Raw genomic sequence first — 22,280 nt, forward strand, 5'->3', positions numbered from 1 at the left:
GGGGGTGCTTATGCCGAAGGAATGGAAGAAGCCAAAGCCTACCGAATCCGAGAGGCGTAAGGCCGCTTCGGACGCGAAGAAAACAATTGCGCGCAATAAGAAGGCTCGCCACGACTATCTCATTGAAGATACGTGGGAGGCCGGCATGGTCCTTTCGGGTACCGAAGTGAAAGCCCTGCGTATGGGCCGCGCGTCGCTTGTTGATGCGTGGGTGGAAATTAAGAATGGCGAGGCCTGGCTGTATGGGGCGAATATCCCCATGTATGCCCAGGGTTCATGGACAAACCATGCTCCCACGCGAAAGAGGAAGCTGCTGCTGCATAGCAGTCAGATTTCCACTCTGGCCGATAAGTCTTCTGCCAAGGGATACACCATCGTTCCCCTTGAGCTGTACTTTATCGGCGGCCGCGCAAAGGTTGAGATCGCCCTTGCTCGCGGTAAACAAGAGTGGGATAAACGTCAGGCCCTGCGTGAAAAACAGGACCAGCGTGAGGCAGAGCGCGCGATGCGTCGCTATGTCAAACAAGCACGTCGCTGATCGCTGGCGTGTTCACGAGGAAGTGCTGTGTGCCCTCCATGTGGAAGGTGCACAGCTGTTCTTTTTGAGGAGCGTTGATGAAGCCCGTTGTGCGATCGCTCAACCGAGACATACGGCGAATGGTAACCGTGCCTGCCGCGTGGATTGTCATTGTCGGTCTTCTCTTCGTACCCGCACTGTATGCGTGGTTTAACATCGTCGGCTTTTGGAATCCCTATTCCAATACCAGCAAGATCCGCGTTGCAGTGGCCAATGACGACCAAGGGGCGACGAAAGATGCGATCGGTTTCGTCAACGTGGGCGCGATGCTGGAATCGAAGCTGCGTGAAAACAATCAACTCGGATGGCATTTCGTCTCAGCGGAGCAGGCAAAGAAAGAAGTGGAACGCGGGGAATCCTATGCCGCTTTCATCATTCCTTCCGATTTCTCCACGCGCCTCACGGGTATTGTTGACGGCACCTATACCAAGCCCGATGTCCAGTACTACGTCAATGAGAAGAACAATGCCGTCGCTCCGAAAATCACCGGAGCAGGCGCGTCTTCCTTAGACCAGCAGATTAACTCGGCTTTCGTCTCGACCGTCGCGCAGACTCTTTCGGAGAAGATCACGGCCACGGGAAAGTCGATCTCTCAAGTTCTCCAAAATGGACGCTCAGACATCAGCGAGAAAGTAAAAGCCGCAAGCGAGCAATTGGGGCAGGCCGAAGAGTCCCTCAACGCAATGGGGGAGAAGCTCGATTCAGCCAAGGATAAGGTCGGCGGCGCGCGACGCTCAATGACGAACGCCGACTCAGCGTTAAGTGACCTTAACGAGGCCTTGTCCCAAGCAGATCAACTCGTCTCCGATACCCGATCTAGCATCTCGCAGTTCAGTGCGAATATGTCGACTTCTCTGGATGGGCTTTCGACACACGCCTCCTCAGCAGTCGCGAAAGCTTCAAGCGTTGGTGGAACTCTCAACGGGGGAGTGCAGGGGGCAACGACCTCAATCGGTGGCGTGCTCACCGAGGGGCAATCCATCAACCAAGCCAACGGTGAGATCCTTCGCGATCTACAGGGTCTTGGGATTGCGAATCTGCCCACTGCCTCGCAAGCACTACAGGACTTAAGCACTCAAAATGCGCAGGTCGGGCAGACTTTGGCAAATCTATCGGCGCTCAATGGGAACCTGTCCTCAACCTCAGCGTCGATCGCTCAGGCGCTCAACTCACTGAACTCCGCCAGCCAATCTCTGAGTGATGCTGCCGCGCAGGCGCGCTCAGGCGTGACAAATCAGCTTCCGCTCATCGCCGGTGCCTTGGACCAAATGTCCTCTGCCTCAGCGGATCTTCGCTCCGCGATCGGCGTCCTTCAAGGGCAACGTGAGCAGATTTCGGGCCTTCTGGACCAGCTCGATACCTTGCTTGATTCAACGAAGACAACGCTTGCGCAGTCTACGGCGAATATTGCCTCTCTCAAGTCCGATCTAGACAGCACCAAGGGTGATATTCAGGCGATTTCCTCGTCCAATGCACTCCAGTCACTTGCGGACTCGATGAATCTCAACCCTGAGAAAATCGCAGAATTCATGGCTGCCCCGACATCGATTACAACCCAGACTGTTTTCCCGGTTGCTACATATGGTTCCGCAATGGCACCGCTCTTCACGAACCTTTCTCTGTGGATCGGTGCCTTCGCACTCGTAATCATTCTCAAGCTTGAGGTCGATGAAGAGGGCGTCGGCTCCATGACCTCGGCGCAAAAGTACATGTCACGTTGGATGCTCTTGGCTCTATTCGCGATTGGGCAAGCTCTGGTCGTCTCCATCGGCGATCTGGTGATCGGGGTCCAAACGGTTTCGAAACTGGCCTTTGTGGGGACTGCTGTCCTTGTTTCTTTGGTGTTCCTTTCCGTGATCTACATGTTGGCGACCTGCTTCCAACATATCGGTAAGGGCCTGTGTGTCATCATTGTGGTCCTTCAGATCCCCGGAGCGGCGGGCTTGTATCCCATCGAGATGATGCCCTCCTTCTTCCGTTTCCTTCATCCGCTTTTCCCCTTCACTTATGGGATTAACGCGATGCGCGAGGCAGTTGGTGGTTTCTACGGGCACGCGTACCTGAGGGCGATTGCAGTGCTGGGAATCCACGTTCTTATCGCTTTCGCCGTGGGCTTGCTGGTTCGTCCCTTCTTGGTCAACCTCAATGCGATGGTCAGTCGCGACCTGTCCCGTTCAGGATTGTTCCTTGCCGAGGCCACGCACCTTCCTTCCTCGCGTTACCGTCTATCCCAGATCGTTGCAGTCCTTGCCGATCACGATGGGTATTCGCGTTCGGTAACCCGTCGTGCGCGAAATTTCGAGCGGCGTTATCCGAAGATGCGCCGTGGGGCTCTGATTCTGGGAATCGTGATTCCTGCGATCCTTGCAGTTCTTTCTGTTGCGAGCGTTGCGGAGGTCCCCCTCCTTCTGGGGCTGTGGATCGTCTGGATTCTCGTGATTATTACTTTCCTCATTGCCCTGGAGTACATTCGTGAGTCTTTGGCTCGTCAGCAGTTGCTCACCTCGATGGATGATTCTGACGTGCGCTCCTTGCTGCGTCGCAGGCTCCATGGAGTCAAGGCTTCCGCTGCGCAACTGGGGAAGCACCGCCTCGGCAATGAGGAAAATACGGAAGAGGGGAGCGAGAAGTGAAAGCCGTGTGGCGAATTTTCCGGGCTGATCTCCATCGCGCGCATCGCTCGATCATCTCCATGGTCGTTGTCCTGGGTTTGGTTGTTCTTCCGTCGATTTTCGCGTGGTTCAACATTGCGGCCTCGTGGGATCCTTTCGCGAATACGAAGAATCTTCGAATCGCGATTGCCAATAGCGACGCGGGGTACAAGTCGGATCTGGTGCCCTTGAAGATCAATATTGGCGATCAGGTTGTTGCCGCGCTGCGTGCGAATGAGGACTTCGACTGGGTTGTTGATAGTGAAGCGCAGGCAGTTGAGAAGACTCGCTCCGGTGAGTACTACGCGGCGGTCGTGATTCCTCAGGATTTCTCGCGCGAGATGATGACCTTCTTCTCTTCGGATGCGCACAGCACCCCGCTGACCTACTACATCAACGAGAAGAAGAACGGTTTGAGTCCGAAGATCGCGGGGCAGGGAGCAGAGCATGTTTCCGCGCAGATCAACCATGCTTTTGCTCAGACTCTGGCCGAGATCGCTGTCGATACTGCCTCATCGCTTTCTGACTCTCTTTCGGACCCAAGTAACGTGCGCGGGATTCAGGCGCTCAATTCGCGTCTGGAGACGACCTCGACACGTCTCGCGAATGCGGCGGCGAGCGCCGATGCCTATGCGGGGCTTATTGGCTCGTCCATTCAGCTTGTGGATTCCACCCAGACGATGCTCAATAATGCTGCGCAGGCGAAGGATCCGCTTTCCAATGCAGGAAACACGGCTTCTTCTTCGATTGCAAAGATCTCTTCTGGTGCCTCGCAGGCTGCTTCTGCTCTGTCTTCAGCGGTGAGTGCGTCGGCTAGTTCCTTGGACGCCCTGGCTTCGTCGATTGATGATGTGTATTCCCGAGGCGGGAGCACCGTGACTTCGGCCGTGGCAACCTTGCGCTCTCAGGCCGAGGCCGTGGGCAACCAGGCGACCCAGTATCTTCACGTGAAAGAGACTCTTTCACAGCTCCCGGGTTCTCCCATTTCTCAAGACGTGTTGAATCGTCTGCAAGCTTCTGCTGATCGCCTGAATGCGCTTCAAAGTGCGATCAATGCGGCGGCGGATGATCTGGAAAAGAACGGGGCAGCGGCAGCCGCGAATCATCAAGACGTGAAGAGCCTCATCGAAGAGGCGAAAACGGCCGTGGGGACACTCAAGTCTGATGTCGAATCGACGTTGCGCCCCCAGCTGGAGCAGCTTTCTCAGACGATGAATTCTGCGACTTCATCGATGGCTTCGCTTCGCAATCAGCTTTCCGCAGCGAGCTCTCAAGTCGGTGACGGGTCAACGGGAGTGCGTGAGGGACTGACGAAACTTCAATCCACCTTCAGCAATGTCGGGACCAACCTTCGCGAGGCCTCGGAAAAACTGGCGACGATCCACACGAAGCTCACTGACGCACTCAACGGTGGGAATCTTGCCCAGGTTCGAACGATCATCGGCTCGGATCCCCAAGCGCTCGCAATCGCACTTGCAGCACCCGTGGGGATCGAGACGATTGCGGTGTATCCGGTAGAGAACTTTGGCTCGCAGATGGCGCCTTTGTACACTGCTTTGGCACTGTGGGTAGGCTCGGTGCTGATGATTGTTGCTTTGCGCAGTGATGTCACTGCCGAGAACGTTGCCGACGGGCTTGAAGAGACACATCCGACTGCGCTCTATTTCAAGGGCCGCGAGGTGAAGCTGTGGGAAGGTTTCCTTGGACGCTACCTCATTTTTGGGCTGATCGCGCTTATCCAGGCGACGATTCTGTGCCTGGGTGAGCTGTTCTTCCTGAAAGTTCAGCACGCTCACCCGTGGGAGTTTATGTGTGCGGGATGGTTCATGGCTTTGGTGTTCTCATTCCTGCTCTATACCTTCATTGCGACATTCGGGAACGCGGGGAAGGCGCTGGGCGTGCTGTTTTTGGTGCTCCAGATTTCGGCTTCCGGTGGCGCGTTCCCTCTGGATATTCTGCCGAGTTTCTTCCGGTCGATTTCGCCGTATCTTCCCGCAACGCATGGGATCACGGCGCTGCGAGCCTCGATTGCGGGGTATTCGGGTAATGAATATCTTGACGCAATGCTGTTGCTGGGTGCTTTTGCCCTATTTGCGGCGGTCTTGGGATTGGGTCTTCGTCCCTTCCTCATCAAGAACAACCGACTCTTGGTTGAGAAGCTGGAATCCACAAAGCTCATGTAGTGCCTCCTTGGGTTGTTCTTCGGTTTTCTTCGCCGAGGCCAGGGGGCGCTGACTGCCTGCGTGCGGGGGAGTGGGGGCGTGGCCTCGGAGATCTCTTGCCAGCTCTGCTGCGGGGACGTATGATTTCAAGTCCGGTGTCTGTGCCGCTGTGGTGGCTGGGCGCTGGTGAGTGAAGAACTCAATAGGGGATGATCGGTTTCGACAGCGGTCGTCGATCGAGGGGAAGCGAGCCGAGGAGGCATGCTCTACTCGTTAACGATGTGTGCAAACAAATAGGTGCCGAACAGAATCGCACCGACTACGTTCTCGCCGCCTGATTGCCGCGTGAACCTTTAGTCCGTCAGCCCGGAAGGTGCTTCCGGTCCGGTGTCTGGCGTCGTCTAGGAAGCCACTGGGTGCCGTTCGTGTTGGTAGGACGGCTCCGACACTTCATCAACTGAGCCTATCTGGTAGCAGGTCTGCATGATGCCAGGGGCTGAGAAATAACTCGCAGACTGCGCTCGGAGAAGACCTCGGGGTCGGCTGTTGGACGGGGGTTCGATTCCCCCCATCTCCACCTGAGGGGGAAGTGTCGAACTCTCGCTTTCGAGCGTAGGTTCGCACTTCCCCCGCCCTGTGTCCGCTGGTGAGCGCTTCTTCTAGCTCCTCGAACTCGATGGGCGCTGCGCTGTCATGGAAATAGGACGCGATGATGATCTGCTCGCGCCCGATGAATACCTTATCCACGAAGTACTCGAAGAGCTGGTCGCGGGTCTCGGGTGTGTCAATGGTGGCCTCTGCCCCGGGAGTGGGGGTCACGGCCTCGGCTATCGCCGTCGATATCACGACCTTCCTGGCCGCTGCGACGCGCCTCGTTGCACACACGGCCGCTTACTACGGCTACGACTCGGAGGACCCCACGGAGCGACTCTTCTCCACGATGGTGCTCTCGCAGGCGATCGACCCGACGGGCAGCGGCCACGATTTCGTCGTCGAAAAGCAGACGACGATGCTGGCCTTCAACAAGGTGATGCGTGACCTTGCCCGGCGCGGTTCGCTCGACGGCCTCGGCGGCAACGTGGTCGTGAGCGCGATGAACTCCCTCTTCAGCGCAATGGGCGTGCGTCTGGCGTCTCGCAAGCTCGCGCAGATCGTCCCTGTCGCGGGAGTCGTCGTGAGCGCCGGGCTCAATGCCGCCCTCATGCGCACCATCGGCGAGACCGCCGATCACCTGTACCGCGAGCGCTTCCTCGCCGAACACTACGGTCGCGTGGAGACCTCCGATGGCGCCTCGACGGACCTGGCGAGGTCTGCCGGCAGCCAGGAGCTGAGCGCAGACATCGCGCGCTACGTGGAGATCGCGGAGGCCGAGAGTCGCCCGTAGGAGAGCGGCAATCCCGCTCGCTCTGTGGTGTGGGCCGCTTTATCTTGGTCGGGTAGGCTTGGGGTATGACGGATCAGCCGGAGGAAGAGAACAGCGCACGCGACGATATTCGGCAGCGCATGACCGACGACGATCGTGCGCAGTGGGATGCGATCCAGGAATGGAAGGCCGCTCAGGTCAACCCTCGCAGTCCTCGCGTCATCACTCAGCGCATCCGTTCGTACGTGCTCACCCCTTTGAAAAAAGTGGTTGGCCTCGCGGGCAAGATGCCCGGCGTCGCTGCGGTTGCCGGCTGGATCTCATCGGCTGTCCTGGGGCTCGTCGAGAAGGCGACATCAGCCGCCGAATCATCGGTTCGACGCGAACGAATCGTGAAGGCGTATCGCAGGGCAGGCAACGACGTGGAGTGTCTCGAAGACATCCGAAACCTGAACCTGGCAGAGATCCAATTGGTCAGGCCCCACCTGAAGGTGGGATATGCCGTCGTTACCGCGACGGAAGGAGCGTTGAGCAGCATATTCGCGACGGGAGGGGCGGTTGCGGCTCTCCTTGGCCTGGGCATCGCTTCGGCACCCGGTATCGGCGTGATCATGGGGGCAATCGGCCTCGATATCGCGACGTTCTTGGCCTCCTCTGCGCGCCTCGTGTCGCACACGGCTGCGTACTACGGGTATGACACGAAGGATCCAGCGGAAAAGCTGTTCTCCACGATGGTTTTATCCCAGGCGATCGCCCCGCGAAGCAAGGCTGATGACCATGCCGTCGAGAAGGCGACCTCGATGCGTGTGTTTAACAAGGTGGTGCGCAAGCTCACCAAACGCGGATCGATGGAGAGCGTCGGGAACAACGCGCTGACCGCATCCGTGAACTCCTTGTTCGCGGCCCTGGGAACGCGTCTCGTCGGCATGAAGATGGCGCAGATCCTGCCGATTATCGGCATCATCGTCGGCATGGCCCTCAACGTGTCCCTCATCCGTACCATCGGGGTGACAGCGGACAACCTCTACCGAGAGCGCCTCCTGTTGGAACGCTACGGGCAGGAGGAATCAGACGCAGAGGCTGAGGCTCCGTCCGACGGGACGGATGATGTGGACGATCTGGACGAGGAGCTCGCGCGCTACGTCGAGCTTGCTGAGGCCGAGAGTCGCCTGTAGGCGCACCCCGGCGCTCGCTTAGCTGCGCGAGTTCCTTCGTCCGCAGATCAAAGATCCCGTTTGCCAGAGCCACGGCATCACCGTCCTCCGAGGGCTCCAGCATCGGCACCGAGTCCTCCAGACGACGCAGCACCTCGTCGAGATCACGGCTAGTCGCGCTGACGTTGTACGCGACTGCCGCCTGTCGAATGAGGAACTCGGCGGGGACGTACAACCCCTCGTCCGGGCCTTGCTCGCTGTACGTATAGAGCCTCGCCGTTTCGCGCGATTCACCGATCAGACCCAGATGAGAGTGGTCCCGCTCCAGGACGCACGCGGCGATGACGAACGGTGGGAGGACCTTGAGCGAGCGATAGGCCAGCGCCCCCTTGAGGCCGCCCTGGGCGTTCTCGGTGAGGATCCGCGTGTTGATGGCGTGAAGCAGCTTCGACTCCACCTGCTCGGGCGTGTACCTCGTCTGATCGGCCCTGAAGAAGAGCTCCACCTCGTCGGAGATGAGCTGGTTGATCGGCGGAACGTTCGGGTAGTGCCTCACGGGAGAGTTTGCAGTAGACTGACTTTCACGAACAACAGTTGCCTCGGTGCCCTCGGCGGTGCCGGGGCGATTTCTTTGAGTGCTCATCGTGCCTCACCTCCGGTGGAGATGGGCTCGCCGATGTATCGGGCAAGAGCCTCGGCAGTGACTTTCAGACGGCCTCCGACGCGGACGGCATCTAGACGTCCCTCGCGAATAGCGCGGCGGAGCGTAGCAATTGAGCCGTATCCGGCTTCAGACAGTGTTCTCAGCGAATACAGCTGAGGTAGGGCAGTTTTGGCAATCGCAGCCATTTTGAACCTCACAGAGTGGTGGCATCGTTGCCCACCACTTGCATCAGGTGAGACCCGTCCTGATGTCTCCGGGGTACATCTCCCCGATAAGGTCCCTCACGTCCGGTCCTCATCTCGCTCAGGCGAGATCGGAGGCTGCGCCTCCCCGCGTGGGCTCCATGCGGGGCACTTTTATTTGATCGCGAATCCAGTGATTTAACCACATTTACACGGGGCTTTCTGGTTCTGCTCGTGTATGAGCGGAAATGAGCGCTCCTCACGCTGCCATGGCCACCAACAAAAGGTGATCGCGAGTCTGGACGAGTTCGACATGTGCCCCCTGAGCTCCACTTTCAGGGTGCTGGACTCTCCGCGGAGAGTCCAGCATTTTTCTGTCCTGATGTTGTTAATTCCAGATGTCTTCGCTGACAGTGATTACGTTGACGTTACCTTTTGTTCCATCGACGAGGCATCTGAGTCCTACCTTGTAGTTTTTGTCGAGCGTGACGTTGTAGACGACAAGCAGCTGGTTTTCTTCTAGACCGCGTTGCACTTTCTGTACACCAGCGATGGTGTGAGATTTGAACTTGCGTCCGGGCCATAGCTCCCGTTGAGCTGCGCGATCACAAGCGGGTGCGGCATCGGAGAAGCCAATTCCTTCACTCGTTTGAGCGTCGATTCCTTCGGTTGGAGCAGGTGTCGGGCTTGTGGCGTCTCTTGTTTTCTCCGATTTCGGAGTTTCTGCTGATGTAGGAAGCGTTCCTTCGGTACTTGGAGTAGAGAATGTCGGTGTTGTTGGGCTGGTCGAAGCGAGAGTTGAAGTTGTGGTGGGGCTAGATTTCGTCTTGCCAGATATGCCGTCTGTGCAGGCTTTCAGAACGCCTAAAACCAAAGCGATTCCAATGATCCAGATGATGATTTGCTTTATTCGTGCCATGGCGGGGCTACTCTCTCAGAAAGGGAAGATAAGGAAGTTTTCGGCGTCTATGTCGGAAACTTTCAGGAATAGGGGTAGCAAAAACGGGTAGCGTTTGTGTGTGTGACCGCGGTCTTTTCCTCTTGCTCTTTCGTGGAAAAAAAGACGTAGCAAAAGCGCGAACGAACGATACCTTATGCAGTCGGATCGCCCTGTAAAACAACGATTGGGTGCGCAAATGGTCGAGCAAGTTGCGGCAGTGAACGGCAGCTAGTTTGTGAATACTCTATTAATTTGCGGGCATTAACCGGAGGAATACATCAGATACGCCGTTGCTTAAGAGATTGGAAACAGTGCCGATCATGATGGGGACGAGCCAAGTATTGAAAAAAGTCTTTGCGCACTCAGTGAAGGCGTCGCGCTGATTATCAACGTAGTCATACGCTCCGATGGTAGTGCTTAGGATCTCGAGGCTAATGCTACGTAGAGCAATAAGGTCAACGTCTTCACCTGCGAGGATATCCAGTGCGCGGTGTATCAGGTAAAGTAAATGCCCACGGATCTGCTCAGGGATTTGACTATTAGCGTTGAGAATATCTTGCATCTTCTCGAGGGCAATGCGAATGCCGTCGATCTGCTCGGGCTCTAGGGAAATAGGAAGAAGAGAAAGGCTATCGAAGCTATCAGCGAGGTTCCAGAGAGAAGACATCCATCCTTCGTTGAGGGTAGTTCCGTACGTCCCCCAATCTGAGTTGACGAGCATGAGTTGTTCCCAGACTAGACTGAAGAGCGTTGAGTTTCGCTCCCACTTATTTGTAGCGCGAGCGATGTTTTCGCAACTAGCTAACATTCCTAGGAGGCGAGTGTGGGTGGTTCTCAAATCTTCGTCGTCAAGCTTGACTGCTTCAAGTTGGCTTCTGAAGGATCCACCTGTGGAAATCATCGTCTCGAGAGCGTTGTGTAGCTGACGCGCTGGGTTTCGGTACACTTCAAGTCTCCTTCGTTGGAGTTCAGTGAAAAAGTGGCATCGCCGATTTTATGCTGTTGTTTAGCTTAGCGAAATAAGAGCTGCGTAGGGAACATTAAGTGAGAGTGCGCCTACAGAGGTTATTTCTCCTTCTCTGATGTGTATTCGCCGTGGACGTTATTGATCTCTTCACGAGAATCCATTGGTGAAAACCGGTGTGGATGCGAGTTTGGTAGGCGAGTGGAGTGCCATGATCGTGCTGACTAACGCGTATACCTTGCGGCAACATGTTTGAAAGCAATACATCCAGCAAAATAAGGTTGTGAATATTCGCTTCCAGGGCTTTAATAAGCCTGCTTTCTGAGCAACCTGAAGCAAAGATTTGATACGCATCGATGCGCATCAATTTGCGCGCAAATCCGCTAAATTATGCGCATCAGAATCTCTAAGTGAGTCATAAGAATTTGCGCAGAGTTCGTGGAGTAGATGACAAGGTTGACTCAAGATTCCTTTATACCCGTTCTCACAAAGCGCCCCTAATCTTAAAGCCCAATAGACCATTCCTTAATGATCAGTGAAGACAACATGGAAGCGGTCTATCGAATATTCAGGATCGACGGGAGTGGCTAGGCGCGTTCGCCTTCAAGTCATCAACGTCGTTGACCGATGCAAAGGAAGAACTTCTTCATGAAACACCGAAAGATTGTGGGAGCAGTTGGCGCCGCTGCCGCTATCGCCATGGTTCCCACCTTGAGTGCAACCGGCGCCGTGGCAGACGATGGGGACTGGACCTATGGCGCTTCCTTCCCGTATACCCGTTACGAGGCCGAGCGTGGCTGGCTTGATCGTGCCCATGTCGTTTCGCTTGATGAGAGTCAGTCTGTCAACGACATGCTTGATTCGAAGGCAATCGAGGCAGGGGAGCAGTCCTACGTTGAGCTGTGGGGGCGGGACTCGTCCGTAAACTTCACTGCTGAAGTTCCCGCAAACGCGATCGATCTGCGTTTTAGCCTTCCCGATCATGAGAGCGGAAGCGTTGATATTCGGGTCAATGGTCAAACTGCCGCCAGCTTCAACCTTTCGTCTGAGAGTGCATACCAGTACGTACAGGGCAGCAAGGTTTATGACGAGGAATGGCTGAAAGATCCCCGTAATGGCCCGGCACATGCTCGCTTCCTTTTCGATGAGGTTCATGGTCTGCTTAATCGGCAGGTAAATCCGGGAGACACGATCAGTGTCGTCCGTACGGATGGTAAGACACAATCCATGGGGATTGATTTCGTTGAGCTTGAGCAGGCTCTTCCAGAAATTCAACGTCCCGGTAATTCGGTGAGTGTTACCGATGATGACTTGACGGTTACTGAAGAAGTGAAACCGGGGGAATTCCAGACTCGTTCGGTTCATGCATGGGCTAACGATGGCCGGGACGACTCCGAAGCTTTCCTGGCAGCCCTTAAGCGCGCCTCGGAGGAAAACAAGACTCTGTACATTCCGCGTGGAACCTTTGAGTTTGATCGACAGCTTGTGATCCGGCATTCTCCGAAGGATAACCACCAACTAGTAATCCAGGGCGCGGGTATCTGGTACACGAATATTCACTTTACGAAGTCGGGTAAAAAAGAAGGCGGTTTTGACTTAGAACATACGTCTCACCACCTGACTTTCCGCGACTTCTATGAGGATTCCAATCTTGTCTCTCGTCATGATGAAAAGGCTAAGTACAAGGGTTTCCAGGGTGTTACGAAGGATTCACAGTTTATAAACCTGTGGATTGAGCACTTTGAGTGCGGCTTCTGGATTGGTGAAGACGTTAACTATGACAAGCTCAAGTACACCGAGCGGATGCTGGTGGACCATTCCCGTATTCGCAACAATTTTGCTGATGGCTTGAACTACTCTCAGGGAACCCGTGATTCTGCAGTTCGTAATTCGAATATTCGTGGAAATGGTGATGACGGCCTCGCTTCATGGGCAAGCCAGACGAAGTCACAGCCCGGGGATCCGGAACAGTACGAATCCAAGTCCAGGGTCACTCAAAACAACGAGTTCACTCACAACACTATTGAGCTCGGGTGGCGTGCCGGTGGTATCGGTTTCTTTGGCGGTGTTGGCCACAAGGCAGAAAACAACCTGATTACTGGTAATTTCGAGGGGGCAGGTATTCGCCTGAATACTGTTTTCCCCGGCCATAACTTTAACTTCAATAAGGAACGGAAGAGGCGCATCAGCATTCAGCGCAACAAGATTGTGCGCAGCGGTACACAGGACGACTACTATGGCGGGCACCGCGGTGCGATCGACTTCCAAGAGATGTGGGGAACAATTTTCAATGTCGATGTGAAGGACAACATTATCGTTCGTCCTTTTGCAGAAGATATTCGTTCGGACTTCGCCTTCAATGATGAGCAACTTAACTCGCGGGGCATGAGCGTCGGCGACAACCCGCGTCGTGACTGGGATGGTTATGAGCCTCAGCATCTGGTTGTGAATTACGCTCGCGTCAATGGCAAGGTTGACCGGGGTATCCCTGAAGATGCGAATTATGGCCTTTTCTGGTGGGACGGCGATCGGGTGAATCCGGTTGATGGCAAGACCCATCGTTATTGGATTCCTAAGGCTGATGGTGTTCAGATCAATGATGGTATGGAGTTCTCGTGGGAAGGCAACAAGAAGGTCTACAACTTCACTCCCAGTGACAAGCCGGAGTATTTGCCAATTTCCTCGACTCGTTTCTTGGATGACTACACCTACCAGGGGGAGATGGCTCAGTCTTTCCAGGATCCGAACCAGCCTCAAACGGTGATCCGTTTCTGGTCACATAAGTGAGTGTGGCGGCATCCGCCGCAATTATTCACTCTCCGTGCCCGCGCTGCCCCGCAGTGCGGGCACACCTATATCTATACTCAATGAATCAGTGATTAATTCGTATTTTTCTCATCTTTTATGGCCAAGATTGCGCATCATGATGCGCAATTAATACGTGAGTGATGCGCATCGAAATGTATAAGTAATTCATAAGAATTCGTGCAGAAATCTTGTAGCAGATGATGAGTCCGAATCAAGAATCTTTTACAAATGCTCCCACGAAGCTTCCTTAAGGTTAAAAACGCATAGGCCTTCTCATAACCGTAAAAGCGGTCGGGCTGCCTATCTCGACACCTAGAGGCGACTAGATTTCGCAATCTCATATGCGGAAGTCGTGTCGCTGCCGATACAAAGGAAGAACTTCTTCATGAAACACCGAAAGATTGTGGGAGCAGTTGGCGCGGCTGCCTTCATTGCAATGGTTCCTTCACTGGGCGGTAACAGTGCCGTTGCTGCCGGTGACGACACGACCTACGGGGCTTCCTTCCCCTATACCCGTTACGAGGCCGAGCGTGGCCAGCTTGACCGTGCACACGTTGTCTCGCTTGACGAGAGTCAGCCTGTCAACACAATGCTTGACTCGACAGCGATTGAGGCCGGAGAGCAGTCCTACGTCGAGCTCGAAGGCAAGGACTCTTCAGTGAGCTTCACTGCCGAAGTTCCTGGGAATGCAATCGATCTTCGATTCACTCTTCCTGATCACACGGCGGGAAGTGTTGATATTCGTATCAATGGAGAAACGGCTGCCACTTTTAATCTCTCGTCAGAAAGTGCGTATCAGTACGTTCAAGAGAGCAAGGTTTATGACGAGGAATGGCTGAAAGATCCCCGTAATGGTCCGGCGCACGCGCGATTCCTCTTTGATGAGGTTCACGGTCTTCTTAACCGTCAGGTGAACCCGGGGGACAGGATCAGCGTTGTTCGTACGGGGAGTGAAGGCCATGTCTATGGCATTGACTTTGTTGAGCTTGAGCAGGCACTCCCGGAAATTCAACGTCCTGATAATTCTGTGAGCATCACTGATGATGACTTGACGATCACCGTAGAAAAAGAACCGGGTGTTTGGGAAACTCGTAAGGTTTATGCGCGCCCCAATGATGGAAAAGATGATTCTGATGCGTTCTTGGCAGCTCTAAGGCGTGCATCGGATGAGAACAAGACTCTGTATATTCCACGCGGAACCTTTGAGTTCGATCGTCAACTTGCGATCCATCATTCTCCGAATGACAACCACAAACTGGCGATTCAAGGTGCGGGTATCTGGTACACGAATATCTTCTTCCGTAACCCGAATAGGGCCAGCGGTGGAATTGTTCTTGAACATACCAGCCATGACCTGCAGTTCCGAGACTTCTACATGTCGTCTAATCTCAAATCCCGTTATAACGAAGGGGCGAACTACAAGGGATTCCAGGGCGTTACCAAGAATTCACAGTTCGAAAACCTCTGGATCGAACATTTCGAGTGTGGTTTCTGGATGGGTGACTATGTCAACGAGAAAGACATGCAGTACACCGAAAATATGCTGGTCAATCACTCCCGTATTCGCAACAATTTCGCCGATGGTCTGAACTATTCGCAGGGAAGCCGGGATTCGGGCGTGCGTAATTCGAATATTCGTGGAAATGGTGATGATGGCCTTGCCTCGTGGTCGAGTCATGCACAGTCTCTGCCCGGTGAGCCTGTCCAGTATGTATCGAATGCTCGTCACACCGACAATATCGAGTTCACGCACAATACGATTGAGCTCGGATGGCGCGCAGGCGGAATCGGTTTCTTTGGTGGATCCGGGCAAAAAGCAGAGAACAACCTCATCACGGGGAATTTTGAAGGCGCGGGTATTCGACTGAACACCGTCTTCGGCGGTCACAATTTCGACTGGAACTTGACCTTGAACAAGAGGGCCAGCATTCAGCGCAACAAGATTGTTCGCAGTGGAACGAAAGATGACTACTACGGTAAGTCTCGCGGCGCGATCGACTTCCAAGAAGTTCAGGTTAACGGTCGTATTGCCGGCGTTGATCTGAATGACAACATCATCGTGCGTCCTTTTGCAGAGGATGTTCGCTCAGACTTCGCATTCAACGCCGAAGAGATGAAACTTCGCGGTATGAGCATCGGTAATAATCCGCGCAGAGACGGGGATGGATACGAGCCTCAGCACCTAGTGGTGAACTACGCTCGCGTCAATGGCAAGGTTGATCGCGGTATCCCTGAAGATGCGAATTATGCCCTCTACTGGTGGGACGGAGATCGGGTGAACCCGGTTGATGGCAAGACCCATCGTTACTGGACTCCTAAGGCTGATGGTGTTCAGATCAATGATGGTATGGAGTTCTCGTGGGAAGGTAACAAGAAGGTCTACAACTTTGTCCTTGGCGATGACCCGCAGTACCTTCCGACATCCTCCACTCGCTTCTCTGATGACTACAGCTATCAGGGTGAGATGGGTCGATCGTTCCAAGATCCTAACCAGCCACAGACGGTGGTTCGTTTCTGGTCGCATAAGTGAGGTACGCGACGAGCGTCGTCAATCCTTAGCTCTACTGCCCGCGCTGCTCAGCAGCGCGGGCAGTACTTTATCCGTAACACTGTTCGATCAGGGGCTGATCACTGCATAAGATTTCGCGTTGATTGGGCAGCAACTTTGTCCACAGATCAAGCCCAGAAACAAGTTATCCACAGATTTTGCATCCTCGTCCCGAAGCGATGAGGCGTCCTCATACCCTCGCATCATGGAGGAGCGACCTCCAGTGATTGCGAAAGGAATGATCCATGATCGGGAGGCATCCGAATATTCAAAAACCTTGGGCGCATCGTGCAAGAAAAGGAACTGTTGCACTTGTCTTTGCAACGGCAATCGGAACTCTCAGCGCACTGGCGTTGAATCCACAGCCGGCGCACGCGCTCTTTGAAGGAAACGGCATGTACGTGAAAGGCGTTGGAGCGCAATCTGTTGGAGGATTTTGGTTGGGCGCCTACACCCCACCGCACAACGTTGAGACGCGTTACCCTGTGTGGTGCACCCACATGTGGCGAGCAAACCCTAAGCCGCAGGACACCGCATCGATTACGGATTTGGGAGAGTCCAAGCGCTGGGGACCAGATGAGCTTGATCTATCGACCGCGCAAATGGCATGGCTTCTTGATCGTTATCAGGATGACCGACACCAAGAAAACCGTGCAGCGCTCTCATTCTTGATTCACGCGAATTTTGAAGGAGATCAGTCAGGGAAGAACACTCAAGATTCTGTCAATAGTTTGGTTGACGGCGTACGACATCAACTGCCGCAAGTTTTCGACAGGGCAAAAGATTACGTGCGCCAAGCAAAGGAATCTGCTGTCACGACCTACGAAAATGGAAGCGTAGAAACCCAGACTCCTCGCAGTGGTGTACTTAAAGACCTTGGCGTGAAGAATGAAAAAGGGGAGTGGATTCCCAAACTGAAACTCCACCTCATGCTTATTGGTCCTGCACGTTTCACTTCCACGGGTACTAGCCAATGGGATGGAGAAACTCAGGGGAATGCCCTGAGTCTTGAGTGGGAAGCGACCGGTAATGGAAGCGTGAAATGGGTAGGAAACTACGAAAATCCTGTGCGCTCTACACTCACGAGATACGGAGTTAATCCCACAACTCAGGACACGGCCTCGTACGGAAACAGGCCGGGCGGCGATAAGGAAGAAAAGCGCCTCAAGGGAGGAACCTGGAAGGTGCTCATGGATTTTCAGCCAATGGGGCGATCACAAGTTGTCCAAACCAGTGCGAAGGACAATACCCTGAGCGATACTGTCACGGCCTTTGCAGACCCCAATTACGGTGACGGAAAGTGGATCAATGATGAACACGGACCAATACCGGTAACCTTCGAAGGGACTGCCTACGATCTGGGGACTGAACCTCCAAAGGAACCTTTGGATACGCGTTTCATCTCGAAGGATATGCGAGTTCTTGGAAGCACAACGGTTGTTTTTCGCGGAGAAGGGGAGCGCCAGGTCAGTATTCCTCTTCCTGAAGGACAGGCAAAACCAGGATTCGTCTCTTGGGTATGGAGGGTACGTAAAGAAGCACAGGGACAATATGCTCCTCTTGTCCATGCCGATTGGGCCGACCAGCTGGGACTCACTAATGAAACGCAAGTGATTCCGTGGAAAATCCAGATTCACTCTGCCGCACAGCTCAAAGAGACCAATGGGGGAGACTTCTTAATCGATGATCTCTGGGTGAGCGGCTTTCCGGAAGGACACACTTATTGGAGTGGTTCTGAGAGAATCGCTGCCGACACATCGCATATGCGTCATCGTCTTCTTTTCTTCCCCCAAGGCCTTGAGGTTGTTGAAGAAAACCGGGAGAAAGCAGAAGAAATCGGAGCTGTCGAGGTCCCTGCAAAGAATGGGTACTATCCATCGCTTGGCGATCTTCGATTCGCAGTGGACCCGCAGCGCATCGGAACCTACGTGTTTACAACAGAGTTTGACGGTGACGGTCGCGTTGAAGCCTTCCGTTCCAGTGTTGAGGATCCGCATGAACAGTACACGCGACAAACGCCCTCGATCATTCGCCTGGCAACGCGTGCTCGCGATGGAGGTGATGGCGATCAGATCATTGGGCACCTGGGGCCATCCAAGATCGTTGACCAGGTGTGCTATGAAGGTCTCCAGGCAGGGGAACGCTACTCCCTGAAAGCAAATGTGGTTGACCGAGAAAGCGGTGAGCCATTGAGCGCAGCTGGTCGACTGGTAGAAGGAACAGCTGATTTCACTGCTGAGACAGCATCTGGCTGTGCGGAGGTGATGATTAACGTTCAGGGAGAAGAGCTCAAAGCAAAGAGCGTTGTCATCTTTGAAGATCTATTTCATGGTGATCAGCGAATCGCATTTCATCGAGATATTAATGCCGCTCAGCAAACCCTCAACGTAGAACAACCCAAGCGTCCGAAGGTTGCTCGTACTGGTACTTCGGGTGTTCTAATCGTCTCGCTCGCGGGAGCCGGAGCCCTTGCTGGTGGAGTGCTCTATCGTCGGGGAAGGAAAGGATGCTTGTAGAGCACGTTGATATCTGAGGTGACTTACCAGATTGGAGGATATGAGCCTTAGATAAGCAGACCTAAAAATGAGTGGTGGTGGGAACGACTCCGTCCCCACCACCACTCATGTGTGCAGGCAATTCTCAGGACATACGCCGGGCGCGCGCTGCGCGGCGCTTGAGGGAGCGACGTTCCTCTTCGCTCATCCCTCCCCAAACACCAGAGTCCTGATTGTTGTCGAGTGCCCACTGCAGGCAGATTGCTTGAACTGCGCATTCGCGACAAACTGCCTTGGCTTCAGCCGCCTGTGCGATGGCCGGACCCGTATTCCCGATCGGGAAAAAGAGTTCTGGGTCGACGCTGAGACATGCGGCTTTACTCCGCCAATCCATTATGGGTACTCCTTCAAGAGCATAAGTGCAGGCAAGGTATGCCCGTACCGAACAAAAACAACAGTCCTTAGTTTCGGGGATTAGCGAGTGTATATCAAGAGTCAAGAGGCCATAAAAAACATAAAGTGATGTGTAAGACGTCACGTTATTTAAAAGTCAGGACGAAACGCCCAGCAGTGCCACGATGAACAATTACCCCGGAATAAGAATTCCAAGAAAGCGCATATAAAGAACTGGGAAAACTCTGGCAATTCTGGGCGATGAATCGAAGCGCCTCTTTGGGAGGGTTCGTGAAAAGTAGCAGTTCGGTGCGGGTTTCGAGTGCTCTCATCCACTGCGAGTGTTCGAAATGGTGAATGATGCAACCTGCATTTATTGCTCTAAGAGCGTCAATTAATACCGAATTATCTTCTCCGATAAAAGTGCAATTCTTTTCAGAAAATAAGAACCGTTTTAATTGCGCGCCGTAACGAATGATATACGAGTGAATTCGCATGTCAGGGTTGGTTTTAGTAAGTGAAGCAACTCTAGATTGGAGCATTGCTGGGGTGATCGGGAAGTGAGGTCTTTGTTGGACTAGAGCAGATGCATTGAGTGCGTCCAAAGGAAGAGAAGAGCATGAGTTCATCTGCCGGGACGCTGCATTGCCCAATTGCCCCTGACAGTCGTGAAGTATCTGATTCCACGATGGAATGCTCAGCGGTAAAGAGGGCTTCACTGAGTCGGTGCATAAGCAGATTAAAGACTTGTGAGCACTGCTCCAAAGTTGAGCGGGCGAATCTGTACACTCGGCTCCCCGGATTGTTGGGCAGCTTTCCGCAATTTGCGGATTGGGAATCTCGTACCAAATGTGCTCATAGGAACCAAAAAGCGTGCGTGAGGTGAATCGGCCTGATACCTCACTGGCAATGAGAACACTATTGACGCCATCGCATGAGCGAGCGAACTGGCCCCACAGATCATGAGCACGAAGAACTCCCAAGCGCTCTTCCAACATATGCAAAGTCCCTTCGATATCCTCGAGCCAGACAACGCAAGGAGTGCGATGACAAAGATCTTCGCAAAGGACCCCAAAATCCACGATGTCACGTATCACGTAGTCGGGTGAACTTGCGATCGAATTCGGGATGCCCGAATCAATCGAGACTCCGCAAAGAGGGAAGCCCAACGAATCGCTCAAAGTCGTGGCGCACGAACGGACAAGTAAGGCGAGCTTGTTTGTCGAGCTCCCAGAACCGCTCATCATGATATTTCCGTGCTGCCATGTAAGACATCGGTGTGTACCATTTTCGATCCCGTCGATGAGTCCAATGGGTATGCCCCGTTCTGAAGAGTGCAGCTGATCGAGGTCACCGCGTGTGAGCTGAGAGGGTAAAGAAGGGCACCACAAAGGCGCGCCAATGGAATCTGACTGCTTCTTCGAAATCGAAGCAATGCTCTGCTCGATATTCCTGCAATACGCAAATTGGACAGGCTTTCCGGAACCGAGCAATGCTCTGCCAGGAATACGGGGAAGGTGCGCGGCCTCTGCGCTGCCGATGACGCTGTGTGAATCAGAATCAGAAATGCTACGCAGTGCAATCCGTAGTTCTGTGTTGGCACGCATGTGAGCGCTAATTGAGGCGCCGGGATGCTGTGTCGCATAGATCAAATGCAAACCAAGAGAACGTCCCTGAGCCGCAAGCCTTGAGAAAGTCTCGAGGGTTTCCGGATGCAGATCAGCAAGAACTTGGAATTCATCAATGACGATGAGGATCCGTGGAGGCGGGGGAGGAGCGCACTCTTGAAGAAAACGTTCATGCCACTGTGAGAGGTCCTTGACTGCGTATTGTGCAAATTGTGCTTCTCGCGTCGCAATGCACGACGCAAGACCTCTAAGAGCGCGCGAGGAATGAGCAAGGTTGAGGTCTGTTAAAACGGTTTCAGTGTGGGGGAGTGCGGTGAGGGGAGTGAGGGCAGATCCTCCTTTGTAATCCACCAAAACCAAGCGGAGGCGTGAAGGGGAGTAGCTTTCGCATAATCCAAGAAGCCACGTTCGAAGCGCTTCTGACTTTCCGCTACCTGTCGTGCCGGCAATAAGGGCATGAGGCCCGTGCTTCACGAGGTCAATGTGAACAACTCCTGAGTTGTCTTTCCCAATCGGTGTCCGTAACCCCTCATCGCTATCGATTACTTCAAATGGAAGTTCGTCGAAATCGACGCATTCGGGAATAGAACCGAATAGTGTGTCTCTGCCCAGCATCTTCCACCACGCCAAAGACACAGGTGCTCGGGAAGCGGGTATCACTGTGTGACACCACGTTGGTAGTTCATTGAAATGATGTGCCCAGGCAAGGTGAATATTTTCATCCCCGTTCTCGTCCTCACCTGGAGCGTGAAGTCTGATGCTTGCGCGACATGACCTGGAATTAGCGGCACCCGGGCCAAGAGATTTTTGCCTTCCGATATCGATAAGCTCATCAGTGCCTTCGGCTACCCGTGCTCCTCCCAACTGTGCCGCGAGCTGAGCCGCGCACCACAAAGCACTTAACTTGGCCTCGGGGCCAACAAAACCAAGATATGTTTCCCCGTCGGTGCCAGAAACCGTGAGAGCTTTCCCGCGCCCAATGTGGTTGGGATAGACCAGGAGGGACGAAGACTCTGAGATAGAAGGAACTGCAGTTTCAAGAAGAAGTGCAAGCCACGCCGCATCAATGCGATGCCTGGGTTTTCCTCGTTTCATGACTACTATCCCGAGGATTGACATGCTGATGAGGGGAACGACAAATAGAAGAAGCGACATGCCGCCGTAGGAGCCCATGACCAGCATGCGAAGCACCATGAAAAGTAGAAGCGGAACAATGCCAATGAAGGGCATCGTAGGTAGGTGCCTTGAAGTGCGGGAGGCAGAAGGAAAAGAAAGATCACGCGGCCGTTGGCGCAACTGGTAATAGTCGCTAGCAGAGCTGCCACTCACTTTAAGTTGCATACCTTTCGCGGGGGTATATACACGCTTTGGACGAAGTCGTCGCCATGGGATGAAAGCCGCCGGGCGAATCCATATCTGTGCATCCTCGCTGTCGAGAAGGAAACTCATGTGCTCGCGGCCTCGGTTATCGGTGAAGATCTGTATCTGTGCTGGAAATTCTTGAGGGCGTCCCAGAGGAGAAACAACCAGTCCAATGTTTGGCCCACTCACGCAGGCAAAATGCCACGAGGAGCGAAGGGCAGCTTGAAGAAGCGTTGGCGCCAAGGGGAAATCTCCCACCAGCGTGATCACCTCCCAAAAACATCCCTGCGTAGGCACGTGAACTGTGTAGTTGCGTGAGGCCGGTTTCTCTTCAACCTTCAGCCTTGAGCAGGCTCCGTAGTCGCGCCCGTGAAAAGGCAAAGCTGTGG

General features: G+C 54.1%; 14 protein-coding genes and 1 other RNA gene. 9 read left to right on the plus strand and 6 right to left on the minus strand.

What is annotated here, in order from left to right; translation table 11 throughout:
- Nucleotides 1-10: 10 nt before the first annotated feature.
- A complete protein-coding gene (smpB, locus tag ADG72_RS06105; RefSeq protein WP_048713400.1) occupies nucleotides 11-538 on the plus strand; it encodes an SsrA-binding protein SmpB in 528 nt (175 codons plus the stop codon).
- On the opposite strand, the gene ADG72_RS08875 is transcribed toward smpB, so the two are convergent.
- On the minus strand, nucleotides 519-650 hold the full coding sequence (locus ADG72_RS08875; RefSeq protein ID WP_275043135.1) for a hypothetical protein: 132 nt from the start codon (nucleotides 648-650) through the stop codon (nucleotides 519-521). The two genes, smpB and ADG72_RS08875, sit on opposite strands and share 20 nt — an antisense overlap.
- Between ADG72_RS08875 and ADG72_RS06110 the strand changes: the two genes are divergently transcribed.
- The 5 genes from ADG72_RS06110 (at nucleotide 616) to ADG72_RS06125 (ending at nucleotide 7,928) form a co-directional block, all read left to right on the plus strand.
- Nucleotides 616-3,210 (plus strand): YhgE/Pip domain-containing protein, encoded by a 2,595-nt coding sequence (locus ADG72_RS06110; protein WP_048713402.1) that lies wholly within the window; start codon nucleotides 616-618, stop codon nucleotides 3,208-3,210. The two genes, ADG72_RS08875 and ADG72_RS06110, sit on opposite strands and share 35 nt — an antisense overlap.
- Nucleotides 3,207-5,411: a YhgE/Pip domain-containing protein gene (locus ADG72_RS06115; RefSeq protein WP_048713405.1), complete on the plus strand. Its 2,205-nt coding sequence runs from the start codon at nucleotides 3,207-3,209 to the stop codon at nucleotides 5,409-5,411. The genes ADG72_RS06110 and ADG72_RS06115 overlap by 4 nt, the downstream gene beginning before the upstream one ends.
- A 184-nt stretch (nucleotides 5,412-5,595) precedes the next feature.
- Nucleotides 5,596-5,970: a transfer-messenger RNA gene (gene ssrA / locus ADG72_RS08460) on the plus strand.
- Between the two features lie 129 nt (nucleotides 5,971-6,099).
- Nucleotides 6,100-6,774, plus strand: coding sequence for an EcsC family protein (locus ADG72_RS06120; RefSeq protein ID WP_239667685.1), 675 nt, complete (start codon nucleotides 6,100-6,102; stop codon nucleotides 6,772-6,774).
- 65 nt (nucleotides 6,775-6,839) lie between these two features.
- On the plus strand, nucleotides 6,840-7,928 hold the full coding sequence (locus ADG72_RS06125; RefSeq protein ID WP_048713407.1) for an EcsC family protein: 1,089 nt from the start codon (nucleotides 6,840-6,842) through the stop codon (nucleotides 7,926-7,928).
- A gap of 618 nt (nucleotides 7,929-8,546) precedes the next feature.
- Here ADG72_RS06125 and ADG72_RS06130 read toward each other — a convergent pair.
- From ADG72_RS06130 to ADG72_RS06145, 3 genes are all read right to left on the minus strand, one after another.
- Nucleotides 8,547-8,756, minus strand: coding sequence for a DNA-binding protein (locus tag ADG72_RS06130; protein WP_034501729.1), 210 nt, complete (start codon nucleotides 8,754-8,756; stop codon nucleotides 8,547-8,549).
- Nucleotides 8,757-9,141: 385 nt separating this feature from the next.
- Nucleotides 9,142-9,672 (minus strand): hypothetical protein, encoded by a 531-nt coding sequence (locus ADG72_RS08680; protein WP_157857683.1) that lies wholly within the window; start codon nucleotides 9,670-9,672, stop codon nucleotides 9,142-9,144.
- A 268-nt stretch (nucleotides 9,673-9,940) separates the two neighbouring features.
- Complete coding sequence (locus ADG72_RS06145; RefSeq protein ID WP_157857684.1) at nucleotides 9,941-10,414, minus strand: hypothetical protein; 474 nt, start codon at nucleotides 10,412-10,414, stop codon at nucleotides 9,941-9,943.
- Between the two features lie 891 nt (nucleotides 10,415-11,305).
- Here ADG72_RS06145 and ADG72_RS06150 point away from each other — a divergent pair.
- From ADG72_RS06150 to ADG72_RS06160, 3 genes are all read left to right on the plus strand, one after another.
- A complete protein-coding gene (locus ADG72_RS06150; RefSeq protein ID WP_048713416.1) occupies nucleotides 11,306-13,444 on the plus strand; it encodes a glycosyl hydrolase family 28-related protein in 2,139 nt (712 codons plus the stop codon).
- Nucleotides 13,445-13,850: 406 nt separating this feature from the next.
- Complete coding sequence (locus ADG72_RS06155) at nucleotides 13,851-15,995, plus strand: pectate lyase (RefSeq protein ID WP_048713423.1); 2,145 nt, start codon at nucleotides 13,851-13,853, stop codon at nucleotides 15,993-15,995.
- A gap of 263 nt (nucleotides 15,996-16,258) precedes the next feature.
- On the plus strand, nucleotides 16,259-18,529 hold the full coding sequence (locus tag ADG72_RS06160; RefSeq protein ID WP_048713425.1) for a VaFE repeat-containing surface-anchored protein: 2,271 nt from the start codon (nucleotides 16,259-16,261) through the stop codon (nucleotides 18,527-18,529).
- A gap of 124 nt (nucleotides 18,530-18,653) precedes the next feature.
- Here the strand turns inward: ADG72_RS06160 and ADG72_RS06165 are convergent, their stop codons facing one another.
- Entirely contained in the window at nucleotides 18,654-18,902 is a 249-nt protein-coding gene (locus tag ADG72_RS06165; RefSeq protein WP_009408183.1) for a WhiB family transcriptional regulator, read from the minus strand.
- A gap of 145 nt (nucleotides 18,903-19,047) precedes the next feature.
- Entirely contained in the window at nucleotides 19,048-22,188 is a 3,141-nt protein-coding gene (locus ADG72_RS06170; RefSeq protein ID WP_239667686.1) for an FtsK/SpoIIIE domain-containing protein, read from the minus strand.
- Nucleotides 22,189-22,280: the final 92 nt, after the last annotated feature.

It is taken from the genome of Trueperella pyogenes (assembly GCF_001070855.1).
GTDB classification, from domain to species: domain Bacteria; phylum Actinomycetota; class Actinomycetes; order Actinomycetales; family Actinomycetaceae; genus Pauljensenia; species Pauljensenia pyogenes_A.